21 protein-coding genes and 2 pseudogenes are annotated in these 20,475 nt (G+C 46.1%); 20 read left to right on the top strand and 3 right to left on the bottom strand.

Going from position 1 to position 20,475, the window contains the following annotated elements:
- Positions 1–57 precede the first annotated feature (57 nt).
- Together DW761_RS08550 and DW761_RS08545 are read right to left on the bottom strand one after the other, a co-directional pair.
- A complete protein-coding gene (locus DW761_RS08550) occupies positions 58–1,632 on the bottom strand; it encodes an amidohydrolase (protein WP_117517563.1) in 1,575 nt (524 codons plus the stop codon).
- Between the two features lie 27 nt (positions 1,633–1,659).
- On the bottom strand, positions 1,660–3,246 hold the full coding sequence (locus DW761_RS08545) for an MFS transporter (RefSeq protein WP_117517561.1): 1,587 nt from the start codon (positions 3,244–3,246) through the stop codon (positions 1,660–1,662).
- 154 nt (positions 3,247–3,400) lie between these two features.
- On the opposite strand from DW761_RS08545, the gene DW761_RS08540 reads away from it, so the two are divergent.
- The 13 genes and pseudogenes from DW761_RS08540 (at position 3,401) to DW761_RS08480 (ending at position 14,713) form a co-directional block, all read left to right on the top strand.
- Entirely contained in the window at positions 3,401–5,194 is a 1,794-nt protein-coding gene (locus DW761_RS08540; protein ID WP_117517559.1) for a BglG family transcription antiterminator, read from the top strand.
- Between the two features lie 14 nt (positions 5,195–5,208).
- On the top strand, positions 5,209–5,505 hold the full coding sequence (locus tag DW761_RS08535) for an ATP-binding protein (RefSeq protein ID WP_199485615.1): 297 nt from the start codon (positions 5,209–5,211) through the stop codon (positions 5,503–5,505).
- A 190-nt stretch (positions 5,506–5,695) separates the two neighbouring features.
- Positions 5,696–6,469 (top strand): PTS transporter subunit EIIC, encoded by a 774-nt coding sequence (locus DW761_RS08530; RefSeq protein ID WP_117517557.1) that lies wholly within the window; start codon positions 5,696–5,698, stop codon positions 6,467–6,469.
- A 196-nt stretch (positions 6,470–6,665) separates the two neighbouring features.
- On the top strand, positions 6,666–8,123 hold the full coding sequence (locus DW761_RS08525; RefSeq protein WP_117517555.1) for a ParB/RepB/Spo0J family partition protein: 1,458 nt from the start codon (positions 6,666–6,668) through the stop codon (positions 8,121–8,123).
- A 294-nt stretch (positions 8,124–8,417) separates the two neighbouring features.
- Positions 8,418–8,759 carry a hypothetical protein gene (locus DW761_RS08520; protein WP_117517553.1) on the top strand — a complete coding sequence of 114 codons (342 nt, stop codon included), beginning with the start codon at positions 8,418–8,420 and terminating at the stop codon, positions 8,757–8,759.
- Position 8,760: 1 nt separating this feature from the next.
- Positions 8,761–9,471, top strand: coding sequence for an antirestriction protein ArdA (locus DW761_RS08515; protein WP_117517551.1), 711 nt, complete (start codon positions 8,761–8,763; stop codon positions 9,469–9,471).
- A 59-nt stretch (positions 9,472–9,530) separates the two neighbouring features.
- Positions 9,531–10,007: a PcfB family protein gene (locus DW761_RS08510; protein ID WP_317286399.1), complete on the top strand. Its 477-nt coding sequence runs from the start codon at positions 9,531–9,533 to the stop codon at positions 10,005–10,007.
- The gene (locus DW761_RS08505) at positions 9,994–11,847 is read left to right on the top strand and encodes a VirD4-like conjugal transfer protein, CD1115 family (RefSeq protein ID WP_117517547.1); all 1,854 of its coding nucleotides are present in this window, start codon (positions 9,994–9,996) and stop codon (positions 11,845–11,847) included. The genes DW761_RS08510 and DW761_RS08505 overlap by 14 nt, the downstream gene beginning before the upstream one ends.
- Before the next feature lie 97 nt (positions 11,848–11,944).
- Positions 11,945–12,097 (top strand): annotated as a pseudogene (locus DW761_RS08500) (Maff2 family mobile element protein); the annotation flags it as partial.
- Between the two features lie 161 nt (positions 12,098–12,258).
- A complete protein-coding gene (locus DW761_RS08495; RefSeq protein WP_009274451.1) occupies positions 12,259–12,531 on the top strand; it encodes a helix-turn-helix domain-containing protein in 273 nt (90 codons plus the stop codon).
- The gene (locus DW761_RS08490; RefSeq protein WP_009274452.1) at positions 12,491–12,868 is read left to right on the top strand and encodes a TnpV protein; all 378 of its coding nucleotides are present in this window, start codon (positions 12,491–12,493) and stop codon (positions 12,866–12,868) included. The genes DW761_RS08495 and DW761_RS08490 overlap by 41 nt, the downstream gene beginning before the upstream one ends.
- A 116-nt stretch (positions 12,869–12,984) precedes the next feature.
- Positions 12,985–13,419: a MarR family winged helix-turn-helix transcriptional regulator gene (locus tag DW761_RS08485; RefSeq protein WP_003020286.1), complete on the top strand. Its 435-nt coding sequence runs from the start codon at positions 12,985–12,987 to the stop codon at positions 13,417–13,419.
- Complete coding sequence (locus DW761_RS08480; protein ID WP_003020289.1) at positions 13,412–14,713, top strand: MATE family efflux transporter; 1,302 nt, start codon at positions 13,412–13,414, stop codon at positions 14,711–14,713. Before DW761_RS08485 ends, DW761_RS08480 begins: the two co-directional genes overlap by 8 nt.
- 94 nt (positions 14,714–14,807) lie before the next feature.
- Here DW761_RS08480 and DW761_RS08475 read toward each other — a convergent pair whose 3' ends face one another.
- Positions 14,808–15,614: a helix-turn-helix domain-containing protein gene (locus DW761_RS08475; RefSeq protein ID WP_009296084.1), complete on the bottom strand. Its 807-nt coding sequence runs from the start codon at positions 15,612–15,614 to the stop codon at positions 14,808–14,810.
- A 483-nt stretch (positions 15,615–16,097) separates the two neighbouring features.
- On the opposite strand from DW761_RS08475, the gene DW761_RS08465 reads away from it, so the two are divergent.
- The 7 genes and pseudogenes from DW761_RS08465 to DW761_RS08435 form a co-directional block, all read left to right on the top strand.
- On the top strand, positions 16,098–16,286 hold the full coding sequence (locus DW761_RS08465; protein WP_005930722.1) for a hypothetical protein: 189 nt from the start codon (positions 16,098–16,100) through the stop codon (positions 16,284–16,286).
- Positions 16,283–16,624 (top strand): DeoR family transcriptional regulator, encoded by a 342-nt coding sequence (locus DW761_RS08460; protein WP_003020305.1) that lies wholly within the window; start codon positions 16,283–16,285, stop codon positions 16,622–16,624. Before DW761_RS08465 ends, DW761_RS08460 begins: the two co-directional genes overlap by 4 nt.
- Complete coding sequence (locus DW761_RS08455) at positions 16,617–16,913, top strand: DUF3847 domain-containing protein (protein WP_117517545.1); 297 nt, start codon at positions 16,617–16,619, stop codon at positions 16,911–16,913. The genes DW761_RS08460 and DW761_RS08455 overlap by 8 nt, the downstream gene beginning before the upstream one ends.
- A gap of 301 nt (positions 16,914–17,214) precedes the next feature.
- Positions 17,215–17,739 (top strand): hypothetical protein, encoded by a 525-nt coding sequence (locus DW761_RS08450; protein WP_002569224.1) that lies wholly within the window; start codon positions 17,215–17,217, stop codon positions 17,737–17,739.
- A 185-nt stretch (positions 17,740–17,924) separates the two neighbouring features.
- Positions 17,925–19,505, top strand: a complete 1,581-nt coding sequence (gene mobQ, locus DW761_RS08445) for a MobQ family relaxase (RefSeq protein ID WP_117517543.1) — start codon at positions 17,925–17,927, stop codon at positions 19,503–19,505.
- Between the two features lie 64 nt (positions 19,506–19,569).
- Positions 19,570–20,214: a CHC2 zinc finger domain-containing protein gene (locus tag DW761_RS08440; protein WP_117517540.1), complete on the top strand. Its 645-nt coding sequence runs from the start codon at positions 19,570–19,572 to the stop codon at positions 20,212–20,214.
- Positions 20,183–20,475: pseudogene (locus tag DW761_RS08435) on the top strand (virulence-associated protein E); the annotation flags it as partial. The gene DW761_RS08440 and the pseudogene DW761_RS08435, both read left to right, overlap by 32 nt.

The following is a 20,475-nucleotide window of genomic DNA, read 5'->3' as shown; positions in this document are numbered from 1 at the left end:
TACCAAGTTCATCCTAATTAAAAAACAAGGAACTTTTGCTCCTTGTTTCGTGTTTGCTTATTTTTCAAATATAACTGTACCTTCTTTAAATGTTTTCAATACTTGAATATCTTTAATATCCATCTTATCTACTTTCAAAGGATTCTTATCCAGAATCACAAGATCTGCCAATTTACCGACTTCAATACTACCCTTTCTATCTTCCTCAAAATACTGATATGCGGCATTGATGGTTACTGCTTTTAAAGCTTCCTTCACAGATATGCACTGATGTGCGCCAAGTGTAACACCATTCTTTGTGATACGATTTACTGCTACCCATACACTTTCCAGCATATTTGGCATAATAACTGGTGTATCTTGATGGAATGTCATGGATAAGCCTTCATCTAAGGCACTCTTTGTACAAGAGATGTTTTCTGCACGTTCTTGTCCGAAGTTTACTAGATGTGTATCGCCCCAATAATAAACATGAGCCACAAAGAAGGATGGTAATACACCAATTTGTGTCAACTGAGGTAATTGATCAGGGCGAAGGGTCTGACAGTGTACCATAACAGGTCGTGTATCTGTTTGTTTTTGTCTGCTGTGATGGAAGGCATCTAACATCTGTTGAGAAGCTGCATCTCCATTACAATGAACCAATAACTGTTTATGATCATCTAATGCGGTTTGGATATACGTATCTACATCTTTATCTTCATATGTAGGGTATCCACGATAATCGCCACTGTTTTCATAAGGCTTGCTCATCCATGCGGTTTTTCCTTGAGGAGAACCATCTAAGAATAATTTATATCCGCCAATTCTAAAATGATTTTTATAGTCTGTCAAATCTGTTCTTGAACGTACGACTTCTTTATCATTTACGATATCTACATAAGCCACAACATCCAATAACATTTTATCCTGTTTTCCAAGGTTTTCATAAATAGCAACTTCATCGCCATGTGCAAAGCCTTCTTGTGCGGTTGTGATACCATAGCTTGCGTAAATCTGTTGTGCTTTGTATGCGTAATCATCAATATGATCTAGTCCCATAACACGTTCTGCAGGTCCTCGCATAAATGCGATTTCTTCCATATATCCATTCAAATGACCTTCTTCATCACGTCCATAACTACCACCTTCAGGATCTTTTACATCATCAGTTAAATCGTATTCTTTTAATGCAGCACTGTTTAATACACCAAGATGGAAAGATGCATGTGCAATAATGATTGGGTTTGTGGATGAAATTTCATCAAGCTCCTGACGTGTTGGATGACGATGCTCAGCTAAAGCATTGTGATCATATCCAAATCCCATTAACCATTCATGATCGTTTTTATTGTTTTCTTTGATATATAATGCAAAGCGTTCTTGGATTTCTTTTATACTTTTTACACCGCTTAATGGCACAAATTTTAATGTATTTGCGAATTGTAACAAGTGAGAATGTGCATCAATAAAGGATGGCATTAAACACTGCCCTTTTAAATCATAATATTCACATGCAGCATTTGCTTCCTTTTTCAATGCATCCAAACTGCCTAATGCTTTGATGGTTCCATTTTCAATCAATACTGCGCCACACACTTCATCTGCCATTGTTAAAATATCACCATTGTAGAATAATACTTGTTTTTCCATATCCTTGCCTCCTAAGTGTTTTACACTTTATTTAACTTTTTTTATACCAGGTGTTGTGAATAAACATAACACTGCGATAAAGCCTAATACATATAATGCTTTACTTGTAGAATGGATTCTGGCTTCTGCATTGATATGCATACTTTCCTGTTTTTCTACTTCACTCATTTGAATATCAGAAATCGTTTTTTCAAAGTTTTGATCACTCAAGAATGAATAGGTCTTACTTTCTTCCGCAACTGCGACTTGATTACTGATTTTATCATCATGACTTACCTGTCCACTAATATCAGATGTAATGGTAAATATCATTACCATACCAAGTAAAGCAACACCTATTGCCTGCCCTACATTTCTTGCGGTAGCCTGAATGCCACCTGATTGCTGTGCATCTCTTTCATTAACTGCGACAGCAACAACATTGCTTGCCTGCGCACTTACCATACCCTGACCAGCACCTGCAATTGCAAGTCCTACATACATTAGATAAGATACTCCGGTTTCCTGTAAAGAGAATGCCATTGGAATAACAGATACAGCTAATAAGATATATCCAATCTGTAAGATTTTCTTTGGATGTGCATTAGGGAAAAACTTTGGAATTCCCATAGAGAACAGAAACATTGGTAAACCAACACTAATCATCGCAACACCAGTCATTACCGCATTAAATCCACCAACAAGTTGTAAATATGGATTAATCAGCATAACAGTTGCGCCAAGATATAAGAACACCATAGCACTTGCGACAAGTCCTGCACGTACTTGTGCAGATTTGATAAATGATTGTGGTAATAATGCGCAGCCATTGGCTTCCTCCACTCTTTTTTCTATCACAACCATAATGCCAAGAATAACCAATCCGAATATGATACATGGAATTGCTGGTGAGATACCAAAGATGGTAAATGGTGCATGAATTGGTGTGATAAGTCCCCATACAGATACTTTGGAAATACCAATTAAGAAGATAAATAATCCAATAGCAGTACCTACGATACCAACAAGATCCAGTTTTAATTTCTTTTCTGATTTTTTTACATCTGGAATGTAGAAAGATCCTGCCAGAATTAAAATGAAATAAACAGCCAATGCGCCAAATGCGATACGAAATCCAAATTTATCTAACAAAACACCTGCCACAATGGGACCAACACATGCGGCGATACCAGTTGCTGCACCAATTGCACCAAATGCAAATACACGATCATTTCCTTCATAAATTCCGGGAATTAAACCTAAGACAGATGGAATCATAAAACTTGCGCCTAATCCAACTAAAAATCTTCCTCCCCAAATAAACATAAATACATTTGAAGACAAGGCCAGCATAAATTCGCCAAGAATTGCTAGTACCACACCGATACGGAAATTCTTTTTCCATCCAATGATGATACCCAACATACCTCCTGCGATCATAAATGCACCTGCGCATAAGGAATATACCATATTCGCCAACTGTATATCATTCATATTCGCATGTAAAGCGGACATTAATGCATTAGTCGCAACACTCAAAACAGCATTATCCCCTGATGTACCAATTTGTGTAAACATTAATACAAGTAATGGTAAATATATAAATTTACTTTTCTTTGAAACCTCTGTATTCATAACTACCTCCTATAATCGATATGACTTTTATTGATGATTTCCTCATCCACTGATATATTTTAGTGTTTTTTGTTCTTTTGTTAAGTAGTATAATTACCGGAATTATGGTAAAATCCTACTAGATAGACGTACATATTTTTTGGGGTGATATCATATGAATCTACGTCAAAATACCTTGTTGCAGATCATGTTGAAGGAAGGAAGCTTTCAAACAATTGACTCCCTTGCAGTTCTGTTAAACTGTTCTGAAAAAACACTGCGCAATGATATTAAGGATATCAATACATTCTTAAAAGATAATAATTTTGAAACAAGTATCCAGACGAAACAAGGCAGTGGCGTTCATTTATCTTTATACAAGAGTGAAGAAGCTTATCTTCATTTTTTTCTCGATACAAAAATATTAGAAATACGACCTGAACTGGAACGATTTTATCGTGGAATGATTGCCTTACTTTTTTCTTCTCAGCCTTTTACTATGGATTCTCTTGCAGAGGAATTATATAGTAATCGTGCACAATTAAAAACTGACATCCTGCGATGGGAAAGTATGCTTCAGACATTTCATCTGACATTGGAAAAGAAATCACATTTAATGATTACAGGAAAAGAAGAAAATATTCGTTTATTCGTTTTATATTATTTTTATCAAGTAGCCCCAACTGCGATGGTACAAACAATAGAGCCTTATTTTTTAGAAGATCATGAAGAAATATTTTTAAATATCCTTCATTTATATGAACAAAAACTTGGTCAACAATTTACTAACAATGCCATTCATCATTTTTGTATTTATTTAGGTATCATGATTAAACGTATCCGTCTGCATCATTCTCTTCAGCAAACTGATAAAACCATAATGATAGATAACGATATCAAAAAACTTATGGAGGATACTTTTCATATCCCATTCCATCAAGATGAACTTGCATTTTTGGATAAGGTTATGGAAAGTGGCGCAAAACAATGGAATAATGCATTTATCCAAAACTATACCATTACAAATCAAACAAAACATATTGCTGATATTTTTCTAAAAGACTTACAAAACACCTATCATCAGCCAATTGATAAAACCTTGTATAAACCATTTTGTATCCTGTTAGAAACCGCTTTACGTCGAAAAGAGTATGATATGCGTGTTTTAAATTATAATAGTAACCAGGTAAAATTTGATTATCTTCCTATCTTTTTAAGTGTTGTAAAGATTTTCTTTGATCATAAAGAACTTCATGATTTACATTTATTTGAAACAGAATATACAAGACTTGCTATGTTACTGATTCCTTATTTCAAAGAGTTGAACATTACGAATAAACTACATGTTGGTTTGGTTGTGAATTGTAGTATCGAACAAGCCTATTATGGTAAATATACGATTGAAAAAGCATTGTCCAATATTGAGATTGATCAAATATTGACTGAATTAGATATGGAAAAGATGTCAAATGATGAGGATTTTTTTATATCGTTTAATTACTTAAAAACAGAAAAACCCTATATCCAGATATCCGGCATGCTGCATTCTAAAGATATTGAAAAGATTAAATCTTCTATTCATGACTTTCAGAACAAAAACCGTAAAAGCTTGTTCTCCAAAAAATATGAAATAAAAAAGATATCATCCATCACCTATGATCAACTGACACAATGCCTATATGATGAGATGAAAAAGCGCAGTTGTTTTGATATGAATCTGACACAGTTTTGCGATCAAATACATATTATTAAATTATTTCAGGATGATATTGCCATTATTCCATTCTTTCACAAAGATATTAAAGAGGACTTTCTTTCAATATATGATATAGAAAAAGACTTTTATATGGAAGGTATTTGTATCCATCATATACATATGTTATGTATCAAAGAACGCCCTTATCATGAATTGTATGATTATTTGTTGTATTATAAGCATCATCTGAAAAAGGATATCATAAAACCATAAATGGTAGATTCGGTTTGTTCAGAGTCTATGAAAATATTGTATATCTGGAATTAAAGCGCAGAGGTTATGAAATTTATGTTGGAAAATTATACAAAAAAGAAATTGATTTTGTTGTAAAGAAAAAAGATGAACAGATTTACATTCAGGTAAGTGATAATATTTCTGATGAAAAAACCTTTACACGTGAGGTATCTGCTCTTTTAGATATCCGTGATGCTTATCCAAAAGTACTGATAGCAAGAACACGACATGAACCATATCAATATGAAGGTGTACAAATTATTGATATGGTAGATTGGTTGAGAAAATAATGTAAGGAGAAGGTAGAATCCTGCATAAAAGGCAACTACCTTTTTGTTTACTATATATAAATTTGAAATTTTCGCCAATTTGTCCATAAAAACAGTAAATATTTCCAAAATCCCTAAAATAAACGTTTTAGCATAGGCAACATTAAAAAATTTTGTTAAAATTTATGTTGTGAGAGAAAGGGGTTTTCTTATGAAAGCAATCACTGGTTTCTTGGAGAAATATTTATCTCCAATTGGCGCAAAGCTTGGTAATCAACGACACTTACAGGCTTTAGCAAACGGTATGATGATGACACTTCCATTACTTGTTATTGGATCTATCTTCATGATTATCGCAAATCCACCAATCAATATGGATACTGTGGATTTAAACACAACCAACGTATTAATTCGTTTTTTGATTAACTGGAAAGAATGGGCAACGACTTACAACTCTCAGATATTAGCACCTTATAACATGACATTTGGTCTGTTAGGTCTAATGACTGCATTTGCTGTTGCATATTCTCTAGCAAAAAGCTACAAGATGAATGCCGCAATCTGCGGTATCATGAACATGTCTATCTTCCTATTAGTATGTTCAGAAGTTGTGCCAACCACTGTAGAAGGTGTGAATGGTATCACAACCAATTACTTAGATAGTAACGGTTTATTTGTCGCATTAATTTTAAGTTTTGTGACAGTCGAAATTACTCGTTTTATAGAAACCAAAGGAATAAAAATCAAGTTTCCTGACAGTGTACCAAGCATGGTTGGAAACTTCGTAAATTCCTTACTTCCATTACTGGTAAATATCATCATTATCTATGGTATTAATCTGATGTTGATCAGCGCTACGGGCAAAACGCTGCCAGAAATGATTATGAGTATTTTAACACCAGCCATCAATGTTGGTAACAATGTATGGGTATATGCATTGATTATTATGTTCTCAAATATCTTAGGTTTTTATACAAGGGCATAATTATAAAACACAACAAAACCGAGCCAACCTACACTAAAACGTCGCTATTTCTTTGTGAAAAGCGACGTTTTTTTATGGCCCGGACTGAGAAAGGAGTGGTGACAACCATATAATCTAAAAAAGAAAGGGGGAAGTTTTTTCGTTAGCCAGGCTGAGAGGTCTGGCTTTTTTCATTTCAAAACAAGGAGGTTAGCGAATGGCAGATGACAAACTGAAAGCAGGCCCGGAGTCCCCTGGCGAGGGCTCTGTTGGGGATGCTCAAACTGTGACGAAGCCCCCTGTCCCGGAAACGGTAGAGGAGCCCGCAGCTGGCACCGGCCCGGTACGCCAGCCGGAACAGTCTGTTACCCCTGGAATGGGCGGGGATGTTCCAGCCCAGCCTGCGCCGCAGGTTGAAGCTGATAAGGTGGAAAAATCCCCCGACCAGGATAAAAAAGTGGAACCGGAGGAAAAGACGGCAAAACGCCGGGGCCGTCCCCCCAAGGAGCAGGATTCTCCCCAGGGGGACAAACCGGAAAAGGGGACGGGGCCCCGCACAGGCCGCCCGGCTAAGGCTGACAAGGCGGCCCGTGGCAAGTCCCCGTCCCATGGTGTTCTGGACAAAGTGTCCAGAGGTGTGAAAAAGGACAAGGACAAAGAAACAGGCTCCGGGGGTGTTGGGCCCGGTGTGAAAGCTCCAAAGGGCAAACCTGCCCCGGTCAAGGAGGCGGAGGCCCCCGCCCCGGAGATTAAGCTGCCGCCTACGCCGGAGGTGCCGCCCCGCCCGGTGGAGCAGGGAAAAATCGTCTATTTGAAACTGTCAGAGCTTCATCCATTCCATACCTTGCGGGATCACCCCTTTAAGGTGCAGGACGATAAGGCGATGGACGATCTGGTGGGGACGATCAAGGAACACGGCATTATGACCCCCGCTACCGTCCGCCCGGAAAAGGACGGCAAGGGCTATGAGATCATCGCGGGCCACCGCCGCTGTCATGGTGGTGATCGGGCTGGACTGGATGAAATTCCCTGCATTGTCCGTGAGATGACCGATCTTGAGGCTGTCCGTGAAATGAAGAACAGCAACAAGCAGCGGGGCGACCCTCTCCCCAGCGAATTGGCAAAGCTCCTGGATTTGGAGCTGGAGGCCATCAAGCGCCAGGGGGCCCGGCCCAAAAATGACAAGGAGGCAGAGGCCCTGGGTAAGCTCTCAGTGGAGATCGTGGGCAAGGAGCATGATATGAACTATAAAAAGGTGCTCCGCTATGTTCGCCTTAACCATCTTGTTCCGGAGCTTCTGGAAAAGGTGGACGCTAAAAATATGGGCTTTATGCCTGCTGTGGAGCTGTCGTATATCAAGCCGGAAAACCAGCGGCTTATCGCCGTGTCCATTGATGGGGAGCAGTCCTCCCCATCGGTCAAACAGGCAAAACGGCTTCGGGAGCTCGACCAGGAGGGCCTGCTCAACGGCGATGTTATTGACGGCATTTTGAGCGAAGAAAAAAGGGAGGTTGACAACGTGATCATCAGTACCGACGAACTCAACAAGTATTTCGGCAAGGAGGTCACTCCTGCCAAAATGAAGGAGCAGATCATAGCCCTGCTGGACGAGTGGAAAGAGAAACAGCCGCCCGAACTGGCAAAGCCGGAGAAGAAGAACGAGCTCGATAAGTGACCGGGCCCCGCTTCTGGACACTTTGTCCAGAGGTACGCGCCCTGCGCTTGGGATGGGCTCTGCGGTGATATATCCCCCGTCGCCGGGGTTTATGCTGCACAGCCGGGAGTGGGCCGTCAAGGGGCGGAACGCCCGCCGTTTGCGGCGGCCTGCCCTTTACGGCCTGCCCCGGCTGTGCTATTTCCGGCAAGCGGCGGGGGTATATCCTCCAGAGCCGCCCCCTTTCCCTGGATAGGGAAAGGGCGGGGGGATAGGGTTGCCCCTACCTATATGAAAGAAACGGAGGTTTTGATTATGAAACGACCCCTTGCGTATGTGACCGCTGCATGGCGTGGAGGCGAGTGCGAGGTCATGGAGCAGGCAGCTAAATACTGCCGCATTGTCTATGATGCGGGATATTCCCCCATCTGCCCTATGCTCTATCTGCCGCTGTTCCTCAATGACGCGGTGCCGGAGGAGCATAAAAGCGGTATTGATATGGGGCGCGACCTGCTCCGGCGCTCCCGCGTGCTGGTAGTCTGCGGGAGCTATGTGAATGAAGCGGTGAAAAATGACATCGCTGTGGCCCAGCGGCTGGGGATCACCGCCACCACCCTGGACGGCATCCTCACCGTCAAGGGCCAGAGGCAGTGCTGATATGGCGTTCATTGAGGCGTATGTCACCAACCTGGGGAAATACAACGAGGGTGAGCTGGCAAGTGAGCCGTTGAAATTCCCCACGACTACCGAGGAAGTACAGGCGCTCCTTAAACGGATCGGCGTTGACAATATCCAGTATGAGGAGATTTTTATTGCCGACTATGACGGCGACCTGCCGGAACTCAACGCCTGCCTGGGAGAATACGAAAGCATTGACGAGCTCAACCATCTGGCCTGCCTGCTCTCCGAGCTGGATAAAAGCGATTTGGAAAAGTTTGAGGCGGCTGTTGCCAGCGGCGAGCATACCTCCGGCGTGGGCGACCTCATCAATCTGGTGGAAAATCTGGATTGCTACGATTTCTATATCGGCGTGTCTGATGATGAAACCCTGGGCCGCATTTACGCGGAGGACATGGAACTAATCAACATTCCCGAAAACCTGCGGGATTATTTCGATTATGAGGCGTATGGCCGGGATATGCGGATCAATGAGGATGGCGGGTTTGTCAAAGGCGGTTTTTTCCTCCCCAACGGCAGCCAGTTTATTGAATACTACCACGGGCTGGAGGACATTCCAGACGAGCACAAGGTTTTTGCTTATCCGCAGCTTTCCATCCGGGAGCAGATGGCGGCTTATAAAGAAGTCATTGACCGTTTTCCCCAGGCGGCGGAACGCCCCCGCCCGGAGCAAAGCCATACAGACCGATAGCGGCACTTCTGGACACATTGTCCAGAAGTGCTTTTTTCGTGTGGAAGGAGGGATAAGGGCTGATAGACGAGGACGTTTCCAGACGTACCATAGCAGTATCTATTAAGGCAAGCAAGCTCACGGCGCGGGGGCTTGCCTATGTTCTCCAGGCGGTAGGCCGGAAGATCGCCAAACACCACCGGGCCAAGCAGACGCCCCACGGCAGGCAGACGGTGGGGCAGCTCATGGGCCACGGGGCCGCCACCAACAGTATCGAGGTGGAGGCCCCGGCCCTCTTTGACCGGGTGGCCCGGAAATGGAATGTGGACTACGCCTTTTATCAAGTCGCGCCGGATAAGCACCTGCTGTTCTTCAAGGCGGGGCAGGCCGACGCGATCACAGCCTGTTTCTCCGAGTATTCCAAACGGCTGCTAAAGCGCACCAAATCCGCAAAAGCCCCCATCCGGGAGCAGATCAAGGAGGCCGCCGCAGAAGCGGCCCGCCAGCCCGCCCAAAAGCTGGAACGCACAAAGGAGGCGGTGCATGAGGACAGGTAGCGTCAAAAAATATGTGATACCAAACATCCCCTATTTGTTTGTGCTGTGGGCCTGCCTAAAGCTGGGGACGGCCTACCGGCTGGCCGCTGGCGCGGATTTCCCCCATAAGCTCATGGGCCTGGGGCAGACGGTAGGCCCGGCCTTTGCCGACCTTGCGCCGGGGCTTGATCCCTTTGACTGGCTTGTTGGCATTGTGGGCGCGGTGGGCTTCCGGCTGCTGATCCACTTCAAGAGCAAGAACGCAAAGAAATTCCGGCGGGATGAGGAGTTCGGGAGCGCCCGTTGGGGCGGGCCTAAAGATATAGCCCCTTTCGTCGATCCCGTCTTTGAAAACAATGTCATCCTCACCGGGACGGAGCTTCTTACCATGAACACCCGCCCCAAAAATCCGGCCAACGCCCGCAACCTCAACGCCTGTGTGATCGGCTCGTCCGGCTCCGGCAAAACCCGGTTCTGGCTCACCCCGCAGCTTCTCCAGGCCAGCGCGAAGAAAAAGGGCGGGTGCAGCTTTGTGGTGGTCGATCCAAAGGGCGGGGTTCTCTCCCAGGTGGGGGCTTTCCTACAACGGAGGGGCTATCGGATCAAGGTGTTCAATTCCATTGATTTTTCCCAAAGTATGCACTATAACCCCCTGGCGTATATCCGCAACGAGGCTGATATTCTAAAGTTTGTCGATACCCTCATAGCCAACACCAAAGGCGAGGGCAAGGAGGGTGATCCATTTTGGACAAAGGCGGAAACGCTTTTGTACTGCGCCCTTATCGCCTATATCATTTTCGAGGGCCCCGCCGAGGATCGGAATATGAATACCCTGGTGGATATGATCTCCGGCATGGAGGTGAAAGAGGACAACGAAAACTTTATGAACGCAGTGGACTATATGTTCAAGGGCCTGGAAAAGCGCAAGCCGGATTGCTTTGCGGTGAAGCAGTACAAAAAGTACAAATTAGCCAGCGGCAAAACGGCCAAAAGTATTCTGATCTCCTGCGGCTCCCGGCTGGCCCCCTTTGACATCCCCCAGCTTAGGGAGATCATGAGCTATGACGAGCTGGCCCTTGACCGCATCGGGGATCGGAAAACGGCGGTTTTCTTTACCATTTCCGATACTACGCCAACCTACAACTTCCTTGTGGCTCTGGCTTTTTCGCAGATGTTCAACCTGCTGTGCGAGAGGGCCGACAATGTTCATGGGGGCCGCCTGCCCCATCATGTGCGGGTGCTGTGGGACGAGGCGGCCAATACAGGGCAGGTGCCCAACCTGGAAAAGCTGGTGGCCGTTATCCGCTCCCGTGAAATATCTCTGACACTCTTTTACCAGCAGATGGCGCAGTGCAAGGCCATTTATGACAAGCACGCGGAAACGATCATGGGAAATATGGACAGCGTGGTTTTCCTGGGCGGCAGGGAAAGCTCCACCATCAAGGAGATTTCGGAAAACTGGCTGGGAAAGTCCACCATCTATATGCAGACGGACGGGCGCTCTAAGGGTCAGTCGGAAAGCTACAACCAGAACACCCAGCGGCTTGGCCGGGAGCTGATGACTCCCGCCGAGCTTGCCACTATGCCAGGGGATCGCTGTATTTTACAGCTTCGGGGCCTGCCCCCGTTCTATTCCCCAAAGTACGACTTGAAGCAGCACCCCAACTACAAATATACGGCTGAGGCCGATAAAGTGAAAAACGCCTTTTCCCTCGACCAGCTCATCAACCGCCGCAGGCGGCCTGGGCTGAACGAGGCTTGCGAGGTGTACGAGGCAGACGGGACAGACACAGGGCCCATAGGCGAGGACGAGGACATCCTCAACTATGATGATGTGGATGACCCGGACGCCTATGTATAAATCCCACTTCTGGACAAAGTGTCCAGAGGTCGTAACCTGCCGCCAGAAATGGCGGCTTTTTTCATAGCCGGGTATTCCCCGGAGAAATGGAGGCTCTATGCAGTTTTTTTCTTCCGCGATTGATACTTTGCAGACTCTTGTTGTGGCTCTCGGCGCTGGTCTTGGCGTGTGGGGCGTGGTCAATCTGCTGGAGGGCTACGGCTCGGATAATCCCGGCTCAAAAAGCCAGGGCATGAAGCAGTTCATGGCTAATTAAAGGGAACAAAAAGAAAGGAAAAGCACAATCCAGACGGTATCAGCGGCAGTCCACAAGAATAAATTGTGATTTCACAAGATTGGTGCTATAATAAGAGAAAAGTTCCTGCCGGGGCAGCCGCCCCGGTGGTATGGATAGGAAGGCGGGAAAGCAATATGCACATCAGCTATAAACCACTCTGGCATACACTGTTAGAGCGTGATATGAGAAAAGAAGATTTAAGGCTTGCTGCTGGTATGACAACGAATATGATTGCCAACATGAGCAAAGAGGGAAAGCACATCAGCATGGATACATTAGCCCGTATCTGCGAAACGCTGAATTGTGAGATTACCGATGTGATTGAGTTAGTATCAGACGAGCCTGCTTCCACAGGAGGTAAGGAGCATGAGCGAATTGAAACCAAGAATAACGGAAAACGGAATTGATTATATCCTTGTCGGAGATTACTATATCCCAGATTTGAAGCTGCCGGAGGAACACCGCCCTATCGGAAAGTACGGACGGATGCACCGGGAGTATTTAAGAGAAGTCCACCCAGCCAAATTGAACACCTTGACCTTGACAGGGGAGTTATGGACATACCTTGCAGACCTGAACGAACAGGCACAGGAACGGTTAGACACCATCATGGAGCAGATGAAAGATGCCGAGGGCGTGACCGAGGAATTGAAACGAACCCAACAAATGGAATGGGTGCGGCGTTGCAATAACATTCACAACCGGGCAGAAGAAATTATTTTGCAAGAGATGATTTATTCATAACGGTATGGTAGAATGATTATGACAAATAAGAATTTTTTGCTCCATACGCCCTTGACAATAGTCCTTGCAATATACTATAATAGTATTTGTAAATACTATTTGTAAGAGGAGGACTTATGGAAAACAATCATTTTAACGTTGCGTGGGCGAAAAGCACTGCGCTATATACAAAAGCAGCTTCAGTACTTGGCGTCGGATACCCGGAAATGATGGTGCTGTATGCGCTGGAATCCATGGGAGAACTGACGCAAAAGCAGATCGCAGAGAATTTCGGTATGCAAAAACAGACGGTTCATACGGTCGTGAGCGCACTTCAAAAGAAGGGCTATTTACTGTTGGAGGCCAGCGAGGGCGATAAACGTGAGAAGCGGATCGTCTTGACTGAAAGCGGACAGGTATACGCCCACAGAATGATTGCGCCTTTACGAAAAGCCGAGGAGAAGGTTTATAGAACAATCGGGAACGAACGGCTCCAAGCCATGTGTGAAATTCTTGACCTTTTCAATCTTCTCTTTGAAAGAGAGCTGAGAGGAGGTCTGGGCAGTGAATAACAAGCGGACTTTCTTTCAGTATGTGATTCCGTCCGTGTTATCCTTTGCGCTTTCCGGGGTGTATGCCATCGTTGACGGTTTCTTTGTAGGCAACTCAATCGGGGATGCCGGACTTTCCGCAATCAACATTGCATATCCCATCACGGCGGTCCTGCAATCCGTAGGGACAGGAATCGGAATGGGTGGTTCAGTCAAATACTCCATTCTGAAAGCAGCAGGAAATGAGAAAAAAGCACGGGAGTTCGTTGCCGGTGCAACATGGCTGATGCTTCTTTTCAGCGCTGTCCTGACTGTCACCGTTTTCTTCACTTCAGAGAAAATCCTTTCTGCCCTTGGTGCATCGGGCGAGTTGCTTACTCTGGGAAATGAGTATATCAAGGTAATTGCCCTTGGAGCGATTTTACAGGTGTTCGGCACCGGACTGGTTCCGTTTATGCGTAATTACGGCGGTTCTTTGTGGGCAATGATCGCTATGATCTGCGGCTTTGCTACCAATGTTGCTCTTGACTATACTTTTGTGTGGGTTCTTGGACGGGGCATGTACGGTGCGGCATTGGCGACCATTATTGGGCAGGGAGTTACCATGGCGGTTGCACTCGTGTATTGCGCCATCAAAAAGAACCTCACTCTGAAAATCGCACCTGTTGATACCCCGAAAACGGCATTTCAGATATTAAAAATCGGACTTGCTCCATTTGGCTTGACCCTTGCCCCAAATATCTCTCTTGTGATCATCAACCGATTTTCGGTTTATTATGGCGGACAGGAGGCTATCGCCACCTATGCCTGTATCTCCTATATCATCTGCATTGTTTATCTTCTTTTGCAGGGTGTCGGTGATGGTAGCCAGCCGCTCATGAGTCAGTTCTACGGAGCAGGCGAAGAAAAATCGCTCAAACAAACCAAAACGCTGGCGTATGAATTTTCCATGGTTTTGGCGGTAATCAGTGCGATTCTGATTTACCTGCTCCGTGGAAAGATTGGACTACTGTTCGGTTCATCTGCCGAGGTAAACGCAGGGGTCATAAAGGTCATGCCGATCTTCCTTGTGTCGGTTCCGTTTGACGCCATCACACGAGTTTCCGCGGCGGCTTTCTACGCAACCGAAAAAAGTGTGCTGTCCTATGTTCTGACCTTTATCGAACCCATCATCATGCTGGTGTTGATGCTGATGCTGCCGCCGGTGTTTGGCGGTCAAATCACGATTTGGTGGAGCGCCGTATTTGCAAAGGTCATTACCGCATCAGTAAGCATTGTGCTGTCCGTTAGATACAGCGCACAAAGAAATCGATAACTTCCAGTTTGTCGTTCTAAAAATTCAACTGAATAATCCCAGCAAAAACCGCTGCTACATGGAAGCCAACAAACCATGCAACAGCGGTTTTTCTTTACCGTTTTTTCCTCTGGCTGATAGGCGTTCCCATTTTCTTTGACTTTTTGAGAATACGAATGAGCCAGCGAAATTCTTCGTCTGACAGATTTTTGTAGTTGATACCAAGCTGCTTGCAGTAAAGGACAACCAGCTTTTCATCCCGGCTGCCCTTGAAGTTTTCGACCGCTTCCAGATTTTCTTTCAGTTCATCGGCAACGGTGGTCTGGGGCGCACTCTCACTGTCCTTTTTATGGGCTTCTCGAATATCCCGGATAATGAGGTTGAGGTCATCAAGAACCATGTGGCTGAAATATTCATCGTCACTGATATGGGCGGCTTGCAGCACTTTCAAATGCGGGTCATCTTCGCCTGGGCGATACCGTTCAATGATTTCATGCCGGACGGTATCGACAAGTGCATTGAGGTTTTGAATCTGCATGGTAGCAATCCCGTCCACATAAATCTCAATGTCTGCAAGAAACTTGATGAAATCTTTATGTGTAGCAAGCTCACAGAGCAGACGGTTGTTAATCCGACCGCTTTTCAGCAGTGCCACCATCTCATCATTCAAATGCAGCTCCGTCAATGGTGTGTTGATCTGCTCCCTGTTCTCTGTCCGGCACAGTAGATAATCAACAGAGACCCCATAGAAGTCTGCCAGCGTGATAAGGTTGCCATGATTGATTTCCTTAAAATCCTCTTTTTCATAACTTCCAAGAGCTGATTTGGAAATGCCTGTCAGCTTTGATAGTTCTTCCAGATTTAAGCCTTTGTCCTTGCGGAGTTCCCAAAGGCGTTCCTGTATGCTTGTTGCTCCTTTCATGGGCGCACGCTCCTTTCCAATGGTTTCATTGCTGCCGCTTATCTGGATTATATCACACTTTCCGCAATCGTGGAAATTTCTGATTTTTACCCCTAATTCCTACTTTGTGGACATACGGCACAGGGCACAAAAATGTTCTATGATACAGGTAGTTCATCGATGGATTATTCCAATCGAATGACCAGCCTGTGTGGGATATGCTTCCCCGGCGATGTAGTGCCATGACTTTTGGCAGGGATGTGGAGGAACCCTGACCGAAACGAGCGTACCAAAGGGAGCGATACGCCGCTGTGAGATTCAGGGGAGGAACGACACCGGGGAGAACTGGCGAACTGACACCGAAATGATACCGAAACACGACAATCTGATAGGGGGATAGTCTACCCTATCGCTGATACTTCGGGAGATTTTAATCGGCTCTATGGCTGTAATTTTGCCGAAAATCGCCCCGAAACCATACACTAAAACGGGAGGAAACACAATATGCCGAGAATGAGTAAAAAGAGGAAGCATGAGCTTTCCTTTTACCTCAATGACCGGGGGCGTGTCACTTACAACGAATTATGCCGGAAATGCCAGCATGGGTGCAGGCAGAGCTTCCGGGCGGTTGTGATTGACTGCCCCCGTTATTTATCCAAACGAGCAAAGAAAAAGGAGGAACACACCGAATGAATTTTGAATTTATGACGATAGACACACCATTGCCGCCCTGTATGCCCTTTCCCAGAGCGTTGACAGGATTTCCAGTCAGCAGCACCGCAAAGGTCATGTACTGCCGGATGCTGGACGCTATGCTCTCCAAAGGTCAGGAGGACGAGAACGGAATCCTGTTTGTCTGCTTCCCTGTCACAGCCATTGCCGCAGTCCTGTCCCGCAGTCCCATGACGGTCAAGCGTTCTCTGAATGAACTGGAAACCGCCGGACTTATCATGCGGGTGCGTCAGGGCGTTGGAGAACCAAACAGGATTTATGTGCTGATACCGGGAAAGGAGGACGCTGCCCTTGCCTGATACCTCAAAGCTGGAAAAGATAAACCGGGAGCTGGAGAAAAGCGAAAAGAAACTGCGGAAAGCCATCAATGATGAAAAGGCATTGCAGCACCAGTTAAAGCAGCTTACCCGAAAGGAACGGACGCACCGGCTCTGTACTCGTGGCGGTATGCTGGAAAGTTTTCTGCAAGAGCCGGAACGCCTGACAGATGATGATGTCATGCTGTTGTTGAAACTCATTTTTCACAGGCAGGACACGCAGGAACTATTGAAAAAACTGTTGGAACGGGAGAAGCTGGAAACCCCTTAGTTTACTAAGGGCGCAATTATACACCACCCAGAGGTTGGTGCATTGCGTTCTCCGAAGGCTCCTCGCCGGAGGGCTGTGATTTTCCGCAGTCATGGTCTGCTCCAAATCATACAGGGGACGCTACGCTTCCCCTGCGCTGGCTGCCGCCAGCTACCCTTTTGTGGACTTGCCATCTGGGGACACCTTGCGTTGCAAGCTGTTCCCAGCCGACAAGTTTCATAAAATATGCTATCTTTTCGATAGCCAATGAAGTATAATGAAGATGACAACAAATCGGTAGTTGACAAGGAGTTTTGATAGCGTGAAAAAAATATTTCTTAAAATTGTGATAGGGGTTGTTCTTGCTTGTATTTTATTTGTTTGTTTTCTTTATACGAACAATGAGATCGGCGTGACTTCATCTAAGCTGGAGGCAGATATTCGTTCGTCGCAGAAGATTAAGGATGATTGGACGGTCGATGGAAGCGTTTCCAGCACGATGGCTGCATATATTTCTTACCCTCAGGATTTGAGTGACCATTCTTTTTCCGTCTATGTCAACCGTCCTGGTCTTTCCTTTGGATACTTTTTCCGTGGGGGTGGAAACCTTTCGGGGGTTCAAAGAGGAATTGCCGAGTACACCGTAGAAGGATATAATGAGCGAGCATTTATTTCTATGAATCAGCAACAGGTAACACAGCTTGAAATAGATGACGGCAACACAATTCAAGTGCTTGACATTGACAGCAATAAACCTTTTGCGATTGTTTTGCCTATAAGTGCGGGAACCATTACATTCTATGATGTGAATGGCAATACTGTGGAATACTGGAACAATTCTCTTTGACAACTTCCAGTTTGTCAGCTTCACATCGGGTCAACTTGCCCCGAACTTTTACAATTAAATACCCGCCGCCCACATAGCGGCACACCGAGCAGGAAATCTGAAAAAGGTCTCCTGCTTTTTTTCTGCCCAAAATGAGGTGGTAAAACGCCACCCCGTCCACCAATTAGCGAAAGGAGGGACACGAAATGCCCTGTCCACACAACGAAATCACGATTGTTCAGCGCAGCCAGCGGCAGTCTGCGGTTGCCGCCGCTGCTTACCAGAGTGGCGAAAAGCTGTTCTGTGAATACGACCAGCAAGTGAAGCACTACCCGGAAAAGCGTGGTATCGTCCACAATGAGATTCTGCTCCCAGCAAATGCCCCGCCGGAGTATGCAGACCGTAATACCTTATGGAACGCCGCCGAAGCTGTGGAAAAACAATGGAACTCCCAGCTTGCAAGGAGGTGGGTGCTTACCATCCCAAGAGAGATACCACCCGACCAGTATGCTGTCCTTGTCCGGGAGTTTTGTGAGCAGCAGTTTGTTTCCAAAGGCATGATTGCTGATTTTGCAATCCATGACCCCCATCCGCCGGGACACAATCCCCACGCCCATGTCATGCTCACTATGAGGGCAATGGACGAACATGGAAAATGGCTTCCCAAGAGCCGCAAGGTTTATGACCTTGACGAAAACGGGGAACGGATAAAACTTCCGTCCGGCAGATGGAAAAGCCACAAGGAGGATACGGTGGATTGGAACGACCAGAAGTATTGTGAAATCTGGCGGCATGAATGGGAGGTCATCCAGAACCGCTATCTGGAAGCCAATGACCGCCCGGAGCGTGTGGACTTGCGTTCCTATGCCAGACAGGGGCTTGATATTATCCCTACTGTCCATGAGGGGGCTGCTGTCCAGCAGATGGAAAAGCGTGGTATCCAGACAAATATCGGCAACCTGAACCGGGAAATCAAAGCTGCCAACCGCCTAATGAAGTCCATCCGGCAGCTTATCCAAAACCTCAAAGGCTGGATTACCGAGCTGGGAGAAAAACGGAAGGAGCTGCTTGCACAAAAAGCGGCGGAGGAAGCGACACTTCTTCCCAATCTGCTGATGAAGTATATGGAGATACGAAAGGAAGAACGGAAGGACTGGACAAGGGCTGGACAGAACCGGGGGACTTCACAGGACTTAAAGGCAGTCAGCGAAGCCCTATCCTATCTCCGGCAAAAGGGGCTTTCCACTGTGGAGGACTTAGAAGCATTTCTGGAATCTTCCGGGAAATCAGCCGCAGATTACCGCAATCAGATGAAGCCAAAGGAAGCCCGCAGCAAAGTGATTGACGGGATTCTTGCCAGCCGGACAGACTGCAAGGAATGTAAGCCTGTCTATGAGAAGTACCAGAAGATGTTTTTTAAGAAAACAAAGGAGAAATTCAAACAGGAACACCCGGAGGTTGCCCGGTATGAGAAAGCCGCCGCCTACCTTGCCAAGCACCCGGACGATAAGGACAGTACCCAAAATGAGCTGCAAGAGGAGCAGGAAAAACTTCTCAGCGAAATCGCAGAGCTGAAAGAACCTTTGACCGAGGTACAGGCTGATTTGAAGAAGTTGCGGGACATCCGCTACTGGGTACGGAAAGCTACACCCGGCACAGAAGAAAGCAAAGAGCCGCCCAAGAAGCAGCCTATCAAGGAAGTCTTGCAGGATAAGGCAGACGAGAAAAAAGCACAAAGAACTGCCCAGGAACAGACGAAACACAAACAACAGGATATGGAACTTTAACAGGCACTTGCCATTTTCAATCAGAGAATGTCAGGTGCTTTTCTTTTTTCAAGGAGGGATAGATTTGAATGTATTTGAAGCTGTGAAGCAGTCTGTCACAACAAGACAGGCAGCGGAGCATTATGGAATCCATGTAGGTCGGAACGGGATGGCTTGCTGCCCGTTCCATAACGATAAAACCCCAAGCATGAAGTTGGATCGGCGTTACCACTGCTTCGGCTGCGGTGCGGATGGGGATGTGATTGATTTTACCGCCGCCCTGTATGGGCTGGGAAAGAAAGAAGCCGCCGTACAGCTGGCACAGGACTTCGGGCTTTCCTATGAGGACTGGAAACCGCCGGGAAAGGAAAAAAAGCCAAAGCCCCGGCAGAAATCCCCGGAGGAACAGTTTCAGGAAGCAAAGAACCGCTGCTTCCGTATTCTTGCCGATTATCTCCACTTGCTTATGGCATGGAGAAAGGACTACGCCCCGCACTCCCCGGAGGAAGCCTTTCATCCCCGGTTCGTGGAAGCCTTACAGAAGCAAGCCCAAGTGGAATATCTGCTGGATGTGCTGCTGTTCGGGGAGACAGAGGAAAAAGCGGCTTTGATTACGGACTACGGAAAGGATGTGATACAGCTTGAACAGCGAATGGCAGAGCTTGCAGCCGCAGACGCAGCAAGAACTAAAAAACACCATGAACGCCATGCAGCCGCCCCAGAGCATTGAGGAAATCAAGGCGGGGCTGGAAACCACCGAGAAAGGCGGTGTCCGCCAGAGCATACGGAACTGCCTGACCGTATTCCAGCGTGACCCTCTGCTTTCCGGGGCTATCGCATACAACATCCTGACCGACCGCAAGGACATCATAAAGCCCATCGGTTTTCACAGAGAAAGCACAGCCCTGAACGATACGGATATGAAGTATCTGCTTCTCTATCTGGAAGAAACCTATGGGCTTACCAATGAGAAAAAGATTGATAATGCCAT

The sequence above is a fragment of the Absiella sp. AM29-15 genome (genome assembly GCF_003434225.1).
Classification (GTDB): domain Bacteria; phylum Bacillota_I; class Bacilli_A; order Erysipelotrichales; family Erysipelotrichaceae; genus Hoskinsella; species Hoskinsella hominis.
Note: the sequence above shows the minus strand (reverse complement) of the source record. Positions and strands in the feature narration are given on the sequence as shown.